This window comes from uncultured Tateyamaria sp., assembly GCF_947496075.1.
Classification (GTDB): domain Bacteria; phylum Pseudomonadota; class Alphaproteobacteria; order Rhodobacterales; family Rhodobacteraceae; genus Tateyamaria.
The window spans coordinates 72,008-85,132 of sequence record NZ_CANMBJ010000009.1 but is presented as its reverse complement, the minus strand read 5'-3'; the positions used below and the strand labels follow the sequence as shown (position 1 = coordinate 85,132).

Annotated in this window: 16 protein-coding genes; 14 read left to right on the top strand and 2 right to left on the bottom strand. The window is 61.6% G+C overall.

Annotation, left to right across the window (positions count from 1 at the left end; genetic code table 11):
* Positions 1–219 precede the first annotated feature (219 nt).
* From Q1A51_RS24090 to Q1A51_RS24055, 8 genes are read left to right on the top strand one after another with little or no spacing between them, the layout of a single operon-like run.
* A complete protein-coding gene (locus Q1A51_RS24090) occupies positions 220–852 on the top strand; it encodes a TetR/AcrR family transcriptional regulator (protein WP_299606296.1) in 633 nt (210 codons plus the stop codon).
* A gap of 12 nt (positions 853–864) precedes the next feature.
* On the top strand, positions 865–1,812 hold the full coding sequence (locus Q1A51_RS24085; protein WP_299606294.1) for an ABC transporter permease: 948 nt from the start codon (positions 865–867) through the stop codon (positions 1,810–1,812).
* Entirely contained in the window at positions 1,809–2,624 is an 816-nt protein-coding gene (locus Q1A51_RS24080) for an ABC transporter permease (protein ID WP_299606292.1), read from the top strand. The genes Q1A51_RS24085 and Q1A51_RS24080 overlap by 4 nt, the downstream gene beginning before the upstream one ends.
* Entirely contained in the window at positions 2,621–4,198 is a 1,578-nt protein-coding gene (locus Q1A51_RS24075) for an ABC transporter ATP-binding protein (protein ID WP_299606290.1), read from the top strand. The genes Q1A51_RS24080 and Q1A51_RS24075 overlap by 4 nt, the downstream gene beginning before the upstream one ends.
* Complete coding sequence (locus tag Q1A51_RS24070; RefSeq protein ID WP_299606287.1) at positions 4,195–5,637, top strand: aldehyde dehydrogenase family protein; 1,443 nt, start codon at positions 4,195–4,197, stop codon at positions 5,635–5,637. Before Q1A51_RS24075 ends, Q1A51_RS24070 begins: the two co-directional genes overlap by 4 nt.
* A gap of 39 nt (positions 5,638–5,676) precedes the next feature.
* The gene (locus Q1A51_RS24065; protein WP_299606284.1) at positions 5,677–6,393 is read left to right on the top strand and encodes an SDR family NAD(P)-dependent oxidoreductase; all 717 of its coding nucleotides are present in this window, start codon (positions 5,677–5,679) and stop codon (positions 6,391–6,393) included.
* Positions 6,393–7,250, top strand: a complete 858-nt coding sequence (locus Q1A51_RS24060) for an alpha/beta hydrolase (protein WP_299606281.1) — start codon at positions 6,393–6,395, stop codon at positions 7,248–7,250. The genes Q1A51_RS24065 and Q1A51_RS24060 overlap by 1 nt, the downstream gene beginning before the upstream one ends.
* A complete protein-coding gene (locus tag Q1A51_RS24055; protein ID WP_299606278.1) occupies positions 7,240–7,980 on the top strand; it encodes an SDR family oxidoreductase in 741 nt (246 codons plus the stop codon). Before Q1A51_RS24060 ends, Q1A51_RS24055 begins: the two co-directional genes overlap by 11 nt.
* An 85-nt stretch (positions 7,981–8,065) precedes the next feature.
* On the opposite strand, the gene Q1A51_RS24050 is transcribed toward Q1A51_RS24055, so the two are convergent.
* On the bottom strand, positions 8,066–8,290 hold the full coding sequence (locus Q1A51_RS24050) for a GDCCVxC domain-containing (seleno)protein (protein ID WP_229884518.1): 225 nt from the start codon (positions 8,288–8,290) through the stop codon (positions 8,066–8,068).
* A complete protein-coding gene (gene merF, locus Q1A51_RS24045; protein WP_299606271.1) occupies positions 8,266–8,475 on the bottom strand; it encodes a mercury resistance system transport protein MerF in 210 nt (69 codons plus the stop codon). Before merF ends, Q1A51_RS24050 begins: the two co-directional genes overlap by 25 nt.
* A gap of 24 nt (positions 8,476–8,499) precedes the next feature.
* Between merF and Q1A51_RS24040 the strand changes: the two genes are divergently transcribed.
* From Q1A51_RS24040 to Q1A51_RS24015, 6 genes are all read left to right on the top strand, one after another.
* Entirely contained in the window at positions 8,500–8,841 is a 342-nt protein-coding gene (locus Q1A51_RS24040; protein ID WP_299606268.1) for a hypothetical protein, read from the top strand.
* Between the two features lie 59 nt (positions 8,842–8,900).
* Positions 8,901–9,326 carry a helix-turn-helix domain-containing protein gene (locus Q1A51_RS24035; protein ID WP_299606266.1) on the top strand — a complete coding sequence of 142 codons (426 nt, stop codon included), beginning with the start codon at positions 8,901–8,903 and terminating at the stop codon, positions 9,324–9,326.
* Between the two features lie 128 nt (positions 9,327–9,454).
* Positions 9,455–9,805: a cupin domain-containing protein gene (locus Q1A51_RS24030; protein WP_299606264.1), complete on the top strand. Its 351-nt coding sequence runs from the start codon at positions 9,455–9,457 to the stop codon at positions 9,803–9,805.
* 58 nt (positions 9,806–9,863) lie between these two features.
* Entirely contained in the window at positions 9,864–10,868 is a 1,005-nt protein-coding gene (locus tag Q1A51_RS24025; RefSeq protein ID WP_299606262.1) for a P1 family peptidase, read from the top strand.
* Positions 10,855–11,646 (top strand): alpha/beta fold hydrolase, encoded by a 792-nt coding sequence (locus Q1A51_RS24020; RefSeq protein WP_299606260.1) that lies wholly within the window; start codon positions 10,855–10,857, stop codon positions 11,644–11,646. The genes Q1A51_RS24025 and Q1A51_RS24020 overlap by 14 nt, the downstream gene beginning before the upstream one ends.
* 10 nt (positions 11,647–11,656) lie before the next feature.
* Positions 11,657–13,009 carry a tetratricopeptide repeat protein gene (locus tag Q1A51_RS24015; protein ID WP_299606258.1) on the top strand — a complete coding sequence of 451 codons (1,353 nt, stop codon included), beginning with the start codon at positions 11,657–11,659 and terminating at the stop codon, positions 13,007–13,009.
* The last annotated feature ends 116 nt before the right edge of the window (positions 13,010–13,125 follow it).

The following is a 13,125-nucleotide window of genomic DNA, read 5'->3' as shown; positions in this document are numbered from 1 at the left end:
CATAGCCGTGTTCTGTTTCCATGTCCGACAGGTGCATGATCCGCACCTCGGCCCCTTTGGCCCGGGCCCCTTGCGCATAGCGTTCCGCCAAGGCTGCATTCAGCGATCCGGCCTTGGGATGCGCCACCCAGATGAAAACCTTCTTGGTCATGAGATGTCTCCGTTATTGCTTGACACTGTGTAAATTGACATCGTGTCAACTATGTGCTTCTTGACAGCATGTCAAGTGACCTGATCGATACCCCGACCAAAATTCTGCAGGCGACCCTGAAGCTGCTGGAAGCGCCCGATGCAAAACTGCCCACGATGTCCGACATCGCGCGGGCAACGGGGATCAGCCGGCAAGCGGTGTATCTGCACTTTCCCAGCCGGACCGACCTGCTGGTGGCGGCAACGCGCTATCAGGACCGGCTGAACGACATCGATACGGGCCTTGCCCCTAGCAGGGGCGCACGATCTGGCGCAGAACGGCTGGATGCCTTTGTCACGGCATGGGGCAACTACATCCCCAAGATATATGGTGTGGCCCGTGCCATTATGGCCGTCACAGACACGGATTCCGAAGCGGCAGCCGCCTGGAACACCCGTATGCAGGACATGCGCGAAGGATGCGCCGCCGCCATCGCGGCGCTGGCCGAGGACGGCACCCTGCCCCCCGGCACCGACATGGAACAGGCCACCGACCTGCTCTGGACCCTCCTTTCGGTTCGCAACTGGGAAAACCTGACACAAACCTGCGGCTGGTCGCAGGACTGCTATGTCGGGACGATCCGAGGGATGGCCATGGCCACGCTTGCCCGTGATCTCGGTGCACTCACCGACGTGCTTGCCTGCACTGATCCGCCCGCCTAACGTCGCAGCCATATGCTGCGCTACACTCTCAAACGGCTTCTGTCCTTGTTCATCAGCCTCGCCATTGCGTCGCTGCTGATCTTTGCGGTGATCGAAGTGGCGCCCGGCGATCCGGCGTCCTTCATGCTGGGGATCAACGCGCAGGAGGACACGCTCGCCGCCCTACGGGTCGAACTGGGTATCGATCAACCGAAATGGCAGCGATACCTGTCCTGGGTTGGAGGCATGGTGCAGGGCGATTTCGGGACGTCCTATCAGTACCGCACACCCGTTGCAGAAATGATTGCTGACCGGCTTTGGGTGTCCCTGCCGCTTGCGCTGTATGCTCTGACCTTGTCGACGATCATCGCCTTCCCGGCAGGCATCTATGCCGCGTCCCGCCGGGGCAAGGCAGGCGATGTGGGCGTGATGGGTGCAACCCAGGTGGGCATCGCCATCCCCAATTTCTGGTTTGCGATGATGCTGGTCCTGATCTTTGCCATCAACCTGCGCTGGTTCAGCGCGGGCGGATTTGCTGGTTGGGACAAGGGCGTATTCGCAGCCATGAAATCCCTCACCCTGCCCGCCATCGCGCTTGCCCTGCCCCAAGCCGCCATCCTTGCGCGCGTCATGCGGTCATCGCTGCTGGATGTGCTGGACGAAGACTTCATGCGCACGGCGCGGGCCAAGGGGCTGAGCCGCGGGGCCGCCCTGCGCCGCCATGGCTTGCGCAATGCAATGATCCCGGTGCTGACGATCCTCGGCCTGCAATTCTCGTTCCTGCTCGCAGGCGGGATCATCATCGAACAGGTGTTCTACCTGCCCGGCCTCGGACGGCTCATCTTCCAAAGCATCTCGGCCCGCGACCTGATCGTGGTGGAGAGCGTGACAATGCTGCTGGTCTTTGCCGTGATCACGGTGAACTTCCTCGTCGATCTGGCCTATGCCGCCGTCGATCCAAGGCTGAGGGCGCGCACATGAACCGGGCCTTGATCCTTGGCGGGGCGCTGTCGGCGCTCATGGTCATCGCAGCGCTTTTGTCCTTTGTCTGGACTCCGTTTGATCACGGCGCGATGAACATCCCCGACAAGCTGCAAACCCCGAACAGCACACACTGGTTCGGCACGGACCATTTCGGGCGTGATATGCTTTCGATGATCATGGTGGGCGCGCGCACATCCATCGCCGTGGCTTGCGTCGCTGTTGGCATCGGCATCGGGCTGGGTGTTCCCTTGGGCCTGTGGGCCGCCGCGCGGCAAGGCGGCTGGGTGGACGAGGTCATCATGCGCGGCAATGACCTGATCTTTGCCTTTCCATCACTTGTCATCGCCATCCTGATCACAGCCGTCTTCGGCGCAGGGGCGATCAACGCCATCATTGCCATCGGCATCTTCAACATCCCCGTTTTTGCGCGCGTCACACGCGGTGGCGCCCTGCCCCTCTGGGCACGCGAATTCATCCTGGCAGCGCGGGTTGCGGGCAAAGGGGCCGCGCGGATCAGTATTGAACACATCCTGCCAAACATCGCGAACCTGCTGATCGTACAGGCCACGATCCAGTTCTCTTTGGGGATACTGGCCGAAGCGGCCTTGTCCTATGTCGGTCTCGGCGCACAACCACCCACTCCCAGCTGGGGGCGGATGCTGGCGGACGCGCAAACGCTGGTCAGCATCGCGCCCCATATGGCGCTGGTGCCGGGGATGGCGATCATCCTGACAGTGCTTGGTCTGAACCTTTTGGGCGACGGGTTGCGGGATGCGCTTGATCCGAAACTGCGGGTGGCGCGAATATGAGCCTTCTGTCCATCAACGGTCTGTCTCTGTCCATCGCAGGCGCCCCGATCCTGCGGGACGTGTCCCTGTCGTTGGCATCCCGAGAGGTTGTCGCCGTCACCGGGGAAAGCGGGTCCGGCAAGTCCATGACGGCGCTGGCCGTGATGCAATTGCTGCCCGCACGGTCCGAGGCCACGGGAGCCATCACCCTCGACGGCCACGAGATGCTGGAGTTGGATGAAGCCACGCTCTGCACCTTGCGCGGCGACCTCGCGGGCATGGTTTTTCAAGAGCCGATGACAGCGCTTAACCCGGTGCAGACCATCGGCGCCCAAGTCTCAGAAACGGTGCGCCTGCACCGGCCCGACCTCAACCCGCAAAGCCGTGCACGGGAGGTCCTGGACCGTGTGGGACTAGAAAGTATCCCCCTGTCCCGCTACCCGCATGAGCTGTCCGGCGGACAGCGTCAGCGCGTTGTCATCGCCATTGCCATCGCGTGCGGACCCAAGCTGTTGATTGCAGACGAACCCACCACGGCGCTTGACGTCACCACGCAGGCCCAAATCCTGACCTTGCTCAAACGCCTCGCCGCTGAGGATGGGATGGGCCTGTTGATGATCACCCATGACCTTGCGGTCGTGGCCGAGATGGCCGACCGGATCGTCGTCATGCGTCACGGTGAAGTGGTCGAGGCGGGCGACACGCCCGCCTTACTGGCCGACCCGCAGCACCCCTATACCCAAGCCTTGCTGGCCGCCTCCAACCACCGCGTCGATCTGCCGGGCGGGGCGGAGCAAGCTCCGCTGTTACGGGTGCAAAACGTCGTGCGCGATTACACCCTGCCCCGCACGAAACTGTTTGTCCCCGCGGGGACACATCGTGCGGTGGACAACGTGAGCTTTGACATCAAGCGCGGCGAACGACTGGGCCTTGTGGGGGAAAGCGGCTGCGGCAAGTCCACCCTCACGCGCGCCATCCTCGGGCTTGAACCGGTGCAAGACGGGTCGATCACGCTTGACGGCACGCCCGTCACGGACCCGTCCGTCAGGCGCAAGATGCAGGTGGTGTTTCAGGACCCTTACGGCAGCTTCAACCCCCGCCACCAAGTCGCACGTCTGATCACGGAGCCTTTTCATCTGTTGGACAGCCCGCCAAGGGATCACGATGTCCGCATCGAGTCGGCTCTGACGGATGTGGGCTTGTCACCCGACGATGCGCAAAAGTACCCCCACCAATTCTCGGGCGGACAACGGCAACGGCTCGCCATCGCCCGCGCCCTGATGATCAGACCCGAACTGGTGATCTTTGATGAAGCGGTCAGCGCGCTTGACGTCTCGGTGCGCGCGCAAATCCTTGACCTGATTGCGGAACTCTGTCGCCAGTACGATCTGACTTACCTTTTCATCAGCCACGACCTGAGCGTCGTGCGTACGATCACCGACCGGGTGATGGTCATGCAGAAAGGAAGGATTGTAGAGGCAGGCCAGACCGAAGCTGTCTTTAGCGATCCGCAACACCCCTACACAAGGCAATTGATTGACGCCGCGCCGCAATTGCCACTCCATGAAACAACACGCGCAAGGAGCCTTCCATGACCGACGCCCTCTGGTTCGACCCCTCGCTGATGCTGATCGGTGGCACATGGCGCGCGGCCAGTGACACGCTCCCCCTCATCAACCCGTCGGATGGTAGCGACCTGGCCCGGATCGCGCGCGGGCAAGCGCAGGACATCGATGGCGCCGTGGCAGCCGCTCATGCAGCGCGTGAAAGCGATTGGGGTCGAATGACGGCCACCGAACGGGGGCGTATCCTGACCGGGATCGGGCGTTGCGTGCTGGACCGGGTCGACGACCTCGCCACACTCGAAGCTCTGGATGTCGGCAAACCGCTCACCCAAGCCCGCGCCGACGCCGTTGCGCTGGCCCGATACATGGAATTCTACGGGGGTGCCGCGGACAAGATCACCGGTGAGACTATCCCCTATATGGATGGTTACACCGTCTATACCCTGCGCGAGCCACATGGGGTCACGGGCCACCTCGTGCCATGGAACTACCCAATGCAGATCATCGGGCGGTCAGTTGGCGCAGCCCTTGCGATGGGCAACGCATGTGTTCTCAAACCAGCAGAAGAGGCGTGCCTGACCGCCCTCGCTTTTACTCACATAGCGGCAGAGGCCGGGCTGCCCGATGGCGCGCTGAACGTGGTCCCCGGGCTGGGGTCCGAGGCCGGTGCGGCCCTAGCGTCCCATCCCGGTGTGCAGCACATCAGCTTCACCGGCTCAGTCTGCACTGGCGCGCTGGTGCAACAGGCGGCAGGGGCCAACGTGGTGCCCGTGACCCTGGAACTCGGCGGTAAATCCCCACAACTGGTGTTTGATGATGCCGACCTGGATGCAGCCCTGCCCTTCCTTGTGAATGCCGGTGTCCAAAACGCCGGGCAGACCTGTTCCGCCTCGTCCCGCATCCTTGTGCAGCGCGGGGTTTACGAGGAAGTACGCAAACGTATGTCCACCGCCTACTCCAACCTCAGCGTCGGTCCCGCGCTCGACGACCTGCGCATCGGGCCCCTGATCTCGGCCCGGCAGAAACAGATTGTTGAAGGGTTCCTTGAAAAAGGCGCGGACCTGACCATCGCCGCCCAAGGCCACCTGCAAGATGCGCCCGATAGCGGCGCCTATGTCCTCCCCACCCTGTTTGAAAACGTCCCGCCAGATCACACGCTTGCCCGCGATGAAGTGTTTGGCCCGGTACAAGTGCTGATCCCCTTCGACACAGAAGAAGACGCCCTGCGCATCGCCAACAGCACCGACTACGGCCTTGTCGCCAGCGTCTGGACGCGCGACGGCGCGCGGCAGATGCGTCTGGCAAAAGCGCTGCGCTCGGGTCAAATCTTTATCAACAACTACGGCGCGGGCGGCGGTGTTGAACTGCCTTTCGGTGGGATCGGCAAATCCGGCCATGGCCGCGAAAAGGGGTTCGAGGCGCTATACGGCTTCTCAACCCTGAAAACTGTGGCCGCGCATCACGGCTGAAATCGGGGCGCACAGCCAGACAATCGGAAAGGACACCTCATGATTTTCGAAAACCGCTTTCAGGGCCGCAAAGCGGTCATCACCGGGGGCGCCGCCGGGCTGGGTCACGGCATCGCAAAACGGATCACAGCCGAAGGTGGAACGGTCGAGATTTGGGACATCAATGCCGATGCCCTTGACGCGTTGGACATGGACAGCCGCCAAATCGACGTGACGGATGCAGACGCCGTGGCACTGGCCATGCAAGACGCTAACCCGGACATCCTCGTATGCTCTGCCGGAATCACCGGGCCAAACACAACCACATGGGACTACCCCATCGACGACTGGTTGAAGGTACACGATCTGAACCTGAACGCCGTTTTCTACTGCAACCGCGCAGCTGCCCCCGTGATGCGGGCCAAGGGGTGGGGGCGGATCATCAACATCGCCTCGATCGCGGGGAAGGAAGGCAACCCGAACGCCCCTGCATACTCGGCCTCGAAGGCAGGCGTCATCGGCCTGACCAAATCACTGGGCAAGGAGTTGGCGACGAGCGGCGTGACCTGCAACGCCATCGCTCCGGCGGCAGTGCGCACAGCCATCTTCGACCAGATGACGCAAGAGCATATCGACTTTATGCAGTCCAAGATTCCCATGGGCCGCTTCGGCACGGTGGACGAAATCGCAAGTATGGCCTGCTGGCTCGCCTCGGATGAGGCCAGTTTCACCACCGGGTTCTGTTTCGACCAATCGGGCGGGAGGGCGACGGCGTAATGCGGATCGAGGTAAACGGCGTTCGGCTCTATGTTGACATAGAGGGCGCAGGCCTTGTCCCCGACGGCAAGATGATGCGCGAAAAACCCACGCTCATCGCCCTGCATGGCGGTCCGGGGGCGGATCATTCGATCTACAAACCGCATCTGAGCCAACTCGCCGACCTGTGCCAGATCGTCTATGTCGATCATCGTGGAAACGGACGATCAGACAATGGCGATCCCGAAACATGGACCCTCGCGCAGTGGGGCGATGATATTGCCGGGCTGTGCGACGTTCTGGAGATCGAGAAACCCATCATCTACGGCGCGTCTTTCGGCGGCTACGTTGCGCAATCCTTTGCCACGCGGCACCCCGGCCGGCTGTCGGGGCTTATTCTGTCAGTCACAGCGGCCCACGTGGATTTCGAAGCGGTGTTCGACGCTTTCACGCGCATCGGCGGAGCGAAGGCCGGTAAGGTCGCGCGCACCTACTGGTCAGACCCCACACCAGAGCGCAGGCAAGCCTATTTCGACACCTGCTTTCCGCTCTACTCGGTCAAGGGTCTGGACCAGGGCATGGTCGCGCGCATGATCGTCAAGAACCCGGTTGCCATGCACTTCAACGGACCAAAAAACGAACATGGGCGGTTCGACTTCCGCCCCGGGCTTGCAAAGATCACCTGCCCCGCCCTCGTCATCTCGGGCAAACAAGACCCCATCATGCCCCATCCGTTCGGCGCTGAAATCGCACAACACCTGCCTGACGCCCGCTACCACCTGCTGGACAACGCGGGCCACACGGTCGACTTTGACGCGGCAGAGGCGTTCTATACCCTCATGCGAGATTTCATCGGAGAGGTGTCACATGCAGCTTGAAGGCAAAACAGCCATCGTCACGGGCGGAGCCAGCGGCTTTGGTGAAGGGATCGCGCGCGCCTTTGCTGCTGAAGGGTCGCAAGTCATGGTCGCGGATATCGACGGCGATGGTGCAAAAGCAATTGCGCAGGACATTGGCGGCATTGCCTTCGAAGTCGATGTGTCCATTGGCGCATCCGTGCAGGCCCTTGCCGACCACGTACTCAAGACTTTCGGCAATTTGGATATCCTGGTGAACAACGCAGGCATCACCCACCTGCCCCAAGCGCTCGAGGATGTGACGGAAGAGGATTTCGACCGCGTGCTGGCGGTCAACGCCAAGTCCGTCTACCTCACCGCCCGCAGCCTGGTCCCACATTTCAAAGACCGCGGAACAGGCGCCATTCTCAACGTGGCCTCCACCGCGGGGGTCAGCCCCCGGCCCCGGCTGAACTGGTACAACGCCTCAAAGGGCTGGATGATCACGGCGACCAAGGCGATGGCGGTTGAACTTGCGCCCCATGGCGTGCGCGTGAACGCGATCAACCCGGTGGCAGGTGAAACACCTCTGCTCAAGTCGTTCATGGGCGAAGACACGCCCGAAACCCGCGCGAAATTCCTGTCCACCATTCCCCTTGGCCGCTTCTCCACCCCGCAAGACATGGGGTCCGCTGCCACCTTCCTTTGCTCTGATGCCGCGTCAATGATCACCGGCGTGGCGCTTGAGATCGACGGTGGGCGGTGTATCTGAAACCGCCTTGGTGGTTATGCGTTGATGGCTCAACGTTCGAAATGAGCCCAGACCTACCGACTTGCTGCGATGTGTCGAAAGTCCGCTATGCGCAGCACGACTTGCCTTCTTGGATAGGGGGACACGGCACTGTTGCGTATGAACAGTACACGCAACAGTCGCCTTCGAGCGGTTTCAAAACTGTCTGGCAGGACTTGCATTCATAGAACCACTGGCAGGCGTCGGTGGGCATGGTTTCCGTCTCGACATGCCCGCATGACGGACAGGTCAGCGTGGATTCCAAGACTACTTTTGTTGCTTCTGTCGCCATAGCGCGTACCCCGTCAGTATGAGAAAACTTGCCAAGATCGGCAGCAAAACAGCATCGTTGTAGAGAAAGCCAAGCAGGCCCGTCAGACCAAGGGCTGTAAGCACAATCGGCAACAGTGGCGCAAAACAGCAGAGGATCGCCAAGACTGTGCCGCCAAGGCCAAGGGCCAGCAATTTGTTCTTCATCGGGTCGATCTCCACAAATCCCACATGAACCGTTGTGCTGAGGCTTCCCAATATGGCGATGACAGTGCAACCAAGAAGGCAATGGTGGCGAAGGAAACCCAGACTATGGCGGATCGCTTACGCATTGCGCATGTTCTGGGCCAGATCAACCGATACCACGCCCAGATGAGCGCTATGGCGACTGCGACAAGGATGAAACCCCGATACGCAATGAAAGGCCCGAGCATCGTGAGCCATGTACCTCCGAGGCCGATGATGGACAGCCCGATTGGCAACACACAGCATGAGGCTGACAACAATGCGAGAAGTGCCGCGATTGGCATGACCAGCCGCGCAGCTACGCCGGATTCAGTCGCTGATTGTTGATTTGCGTTCATGTCCATACTGCGGTTTTAGTTCCTGTAGTGGCTACAGGAGCAAGTAAAATGTTCACCATCGGCAAGGCATCAGAACAAAGCGGCGTGAACATCGAAACGATCCGATACTATGAGCGCGAAGGCATTGTTCCTAAGCCGGGCCGGTCGGCGGGAGGGCGCAGGCTATATTCACCCGATGAAATTGCGAAATTGAGGTTTGTGCGGCGCTGTCGAGATCTGGGCTTCCCGATCTCGATCATACAGACATTCCTCTCGTTGACGGAGCAGGATGATCGTAGTTGCGGTGAGGTGAAGACCTTGGCCGAAAATCATTTGGATGACATCAACGCAAAGATCGAAAACCTGAAACGCCTCCGCGAAGCACTTCTGAGCCTGTCCTCGAATTGTGACGACGGAACTGCGGCCTGTCCGATGCTGGACTCCCTCATGAAAGATGGCTTTGGCGAATCCGGGTCAGAGCAAAGCAGACGTTAAATTGGCCCCCGTGAACGGCAGAAAAGTCTCGCAAAACGAACAATGGGGCACTGAACTCCACCGCTGCCCAAACCCCTCTTGTGGGTGGCCCGCGTTCGGGCATGATGTGCCCAAGACAGGAGCCACTGATGAATCCAATCAATCTCAACGCCAAGCTGGCCCAATTCAACACCCATTGGGACCCGCACGTGGTCGCCGACTACAACGACAACGATGTCATGGTGGTCAAGTTCCAGGGCGAATTCCCCTTCCACCTGCACGAAGACACCGACGATTTCTTTCTCGTGCTTGAGGGCGAGATGGTCATGGACATCGAAGATCAAAGCCATCCCGTCAAAGCAGGCGAATTGTTCATCGTACCCAAAGGCGTCACCCACCGCCCCCGCGCGGAAACAGAATGCAAGGTCCTGCTGATCGAACCCAAGGGCGTGCCCAACACGGGCGACCCCGCCACTGCAGCACCCAAACCGCGCATCTGACGCGATCGCGTCTCCTTTCTCAGTTCCAAAAACTTCCCGCCGGAGGCACAAATTCAAAATGACCCCAGGGCCGCAAAACGCGATCACGGACATCGAAGGGCTCAAGGTCGGCCACGCGCAGGATGACAGGCTGAAATCCGGCGTGACAGTGCTGACGGCAGACACGCCTTTCACGGCCTCGGTCTCAGTCCAGGGCGGCGCGCCAGGCACACGCGAAACAGACCTGTTGGCACCGGACAAATCCGTGGCGCAAGTAGATGCTTTGGTGTTGTCGGGTGGCAGCGCCTACGGCCTCGACGCCTGTTCCGGCGTGGTCGAAGGGCTGCGGGCCACGGGGCGCGGCTACCGGGTGGGTAACACGATCATCCCGCTTGTGCCGGGGGCGATCATCTTCGACCTGTTGTCCGGAGGCGATCAGACCTGGACCGACACGCCCTACCCCGCGCTCGGACGGGCCGCGTTTGAGGCGGCAACACACAGCACACCCATCGGCACAGTCGGCGCGGGCACGGGCGCCATGACCGCCATGATGAAAGGCGGCCTCGGAACCGCGTCGCTTACCCTCGACAGCGGGATCACGGTCGGCGCGCTCGTCGCGGCCAACCCCATGGGCAGTGTGACGACGCCGGGCGACAAGCACTTCTGGGCCGCACCATTCGAGATCGACGGTGAGTTTGGCGGCCTTGGCCCCGACGCACACGCGGGGCTCGGACGGACCCATGACAGCCGCAAACTGACGGCAATGCTGGAACGGGCGAATACTACGATCGCCATCGTTGCGACCAACGCGACACTCGACAAGGCGCAATGCCAACGGGTTGCCATCGCCGCACATGACGGCATAGCCCGCGCCTGCGTCCCGGCGCACAGTCCCAGTGACGGGGACCTCGTGTTCAGCGTCTCGACCAGCGCGAGGCCCATGACAACACCACGGGATTTGGCGCTGATCGGCCACGCCGCTGCATTGTGCCTCAGCCGCGCCATCGCACGCGGTGTGTATGCCGCAACACCAGCATCGGGCGACCTGCTGCCAACATGGGGACAGCTCAATGCCAACATTTGAGCGCGACGACATCGCCCTGCACTACAAGGTAACGGGCGACGGACCACCGCTGTTGATGCTGCCGGGCTTCATGTCGGACCATGCGAGCTGGATGCCCCTGGTCCCGCTCCTGCAAAACCACTTCACCTGCATCACACCTGACAACCGAACGACAGGGCAAACCACCCCATGGGACGCACCGGTCAGCATCGATCTGATGTGCAAGGACGCACTGGCACTGATGGGTCATCTGGGCTTTGAACGGTATCACACGATCGGACATTCAATGGGCGGGATCATTGCCCTGCACATGGCACAAGAGGTGCCCGACCGGATGGCCTCGACCCATATCGCGGCGTCCGCCCCCGTACGCCTGCCGCGCAACACGGCGCTGTTCGCAAACCTCATCGCAATCCGGCGCAGCTCGGCACCCGAAGATACATGGCTGCGCGCACTGTTCCCGTGGCTCTTCAATCCGCGCGTCTACAACGATCCCAAAGCGGTGGATCAGGCGGTCGCCGACAGCCTCGCCTACCCGCACGCCCAGTCTACCGATGCCATGGAACACCAACTGACCGCCCTGCGCGGCTTCGATGGCACCGATCTGGCCAGCCCAACCTGCCCCACGCAGGTGCTCATCGGCGCGCTTGACCTGATCGTGCCGCCCGATCACATCCTCGCCGTGCTCAGCCATCTGCCCCACCACATCCTCGAAGGGGCCGGACACTCCATCCACTGGGACGCCCCCGACCAGGTGGCTGAATTGCTGTGCGCCTATGCCGCCAAACACCCAATCTGAAGGAGGCACCATGCAAGACCTCTACGGCCTGCCCATCACGTGCAACAACGACACAACCCGCCAAGGGATCGACGACTTCGTGCACGGGTTCATCAGCTTCCAGACCAAGGCCGTGAATGTGCTGAAAGCGGCTAAGGCGGACCCGGACAACGGCCTTGCCAATGCCTATGCCGCGATCCTGTACATGCTGCTCGAAGCGCCCGCAGCGCCAAAACTGGCACACCCCTTCCTCGACAATGCTCTGGCGGCAACCGATCTCACGCCCCGCGAGCAGGCCGCAATCGAAGCCGCGCGCCTGTTCGTGGCTGGCGACATCCCGAAACTTATCGAACTGTGCGAAGCCACGGTCAGCGCCTATCCCCGCGACATGGTCATGCTGAAACTGGGTCAATACCACACGTTCAACATCGGTGATTTCCCGGCCATGCTGCGCATCGCACAAAAGGCGCAACCGGGGGCGGGTGACATCGCCTACGCCCACGGCATGCGCGCCTTCGGGTTCGAGGAATGCCACCTACTGGATGACGCAGAAGCCGCCGCACGCCACGCACTGACCCTGGACGAAAGCGAACCCTGGGCACACCACGCCCTAGCACACATCTACCTCACCCGCGGCCAGGTGGCCCAGGGCACCGCTTTCCTTGAATCCGTCGCCCACCATTGGGCCGACCTCAACAGCTTCATGCACACCCACAACTGGTGGCATCTGGCGCTGTTCTACATCTCCGCCGGGCGCACCGACGATTTGCTGGCCGCCTACGACACCCATGTCTGGGGCGTGAACAAGGACTACTCGCAGGATCAGGTCGGTGCTGTGTCGCTGCTCGCCCGGATCGAATTTGCCGGGGTCAATGTCGGCAACCGCTGGCAAGACGTGGCTGACCACGTGGCAAAGCGGGGCGCCGACACAGTCAGCGCCTTCCTCACCCTGCAATACCTCTACGCGCTTGGCCGCACCCACCGCCCCGAAGGTGAAACGCTGCTGAAAGCCATCGAAGCGCGCGCGGAGGATGAAAGCAAACACGACTGGCACGTCTGGCGCGACGTGGCCCTTTGGGCCGCGCACGGCATCGCCGCGCATGCGGCTGAGGATTACGACGATTGCATCCGCTTTCTGGGCAAGGCCCTGCCCCGCCTCGCCGAATGCGGCGGCAGCCATGCCCAACGTGACCTCTTTGAACAGATCCACCTCGATGCGCTGATCCGCGCGGGCCGCACATCACAGGCGCAACAAGTCCTTGAAATGCGCCGCACCTTCGATCCCGATGGCATTCCGCTCAACACCATGCTGGCAGGGGTTTACGAAAAGTCCGGACTGCCTGAGCAGGCGGCCGCAGCCCGGGCGCGTGTTTCTTCTGACTGAAAATACGACCGCCGGAGGCTCCAACAGCTGACGTCGGAGCCTCCGGCGGGGATTTTTTTGAAACAGGGAATTCGGACGCTCCGGCAAAGGCGTCGAGCGGCGCTTGAAGGTCGAAT

Bases quoted from the DNA above. Each gene is read 5' to 3' on its own strand.
- Q1A51_RS24055 (WP_299606278.1), top strand. From the start codon at position 7,240: ATGCAGCTTGAAGGCAAAACAGCCATCGTCACGGGCGGAGCCAGCGGC.
- Q1A51_RS24025 (WP_299606262.1), top strand. From the start codon at position 9,864: ATGACCCCAGGGCCGCAAAACGCGATCACGGACATCGAAGGGCTCAAG.
- Q1A51_RS24070 (WP_299606287.1), top strand. From the start codon at position 4,195: ATGACCGACGCCCTCTGGTTCGACCCCTCGCTGATGCTGATCGGTGGC.
- Q1A51_RS24050 (WP_229884518.1), bottom strand. From the start codon at position 8,290: ATGGCGACAGAAGCAACAAAAGTAGTCTTGGAATCCACGCTGACCTGT.
- Q1A51_RS24020 (WP_299606260.1), top strand. From the start codon at position 10,855: ATGCCAACATTTGAGCGCGACGACATCGCCCTGCACTACAAGGTAACG.
- Q1A51_RS24065 (WP_299606284.1), top strand. From the start codon at position 5,677: ATGATTTTCGAAAACCGCTTTCAGGGCCGCAAAGCGGTCATCACCGGG.
- Q1A51_RS24090 (WP_299606296.1), top strand. From the start codon at position 220: ATGTCAAGTGACCTGATCGATACCCCGACCAAAATTCTGCAGGCGACC.
- Q1A51_RS24060 (WP_299606281.1), top strand. From the start codon at position 6,393: ATGCGGATCGAGGTAAACGGCGTTCGGCTCTATGTTGACATAGAGGGC.
- Q1A51_RS24040 (WP_299606268.1), top strand. From the start codon at position 8,500: ATGAACCGTTGTGCTGAGGCTTCCCAATATGGCGATGACAGTGCAACC.
- Q1A51_RS24030 (WP_299606264.1), top strand. From the start codon at position 9,455: ATGAATCCAATCAATCTCAACGCCAAGCTGGCCCAATTCAACACCCAT.
- Q1A51_RS24035 (WP_299606266.1), top strand. From the start codon at position 8,901: ATGTTCACCATCGGCAAGGCATCAGAACAAAGCGGCGTGAACATCGAA.
- Q1A51_RS24085 (WP_299606294.1), top strand. From the start codon at position 865: ATGCTGCGCTACACTCTCAAACGGCTTCTGTCCTTGTTCATCAGCCTC.
- Q1A51_RS24080 (WP_299606292.1), top strand. From the start codon at position 1,809: ATGAACCGGGCCTTGATCCTTGGCGGGGCGCTGTCGGCGCTCATGGTC.
- merF (WP_299606271.1), bottom strand. From the start codon at position 8,475: ATGAAGAACAAATTGCTGGCCCTTGGCCTTGGCGGCACAGTCTTGGCG.
- Q1A51_RS24075 (WP_299606290.1), top strand. From the start codon at position 2,621: ATGAGCCTTCTGTCCATCAACGGTCTGTCTCTGTCCATCGCAGGCGCC.
- Q1A51_RS24015 (WP_299606258.1), top strand. From the start codon at position 11,657: ATGCAAGACCTCTACGGCCTGCCCATCACGTGCAACAACGACACAACC.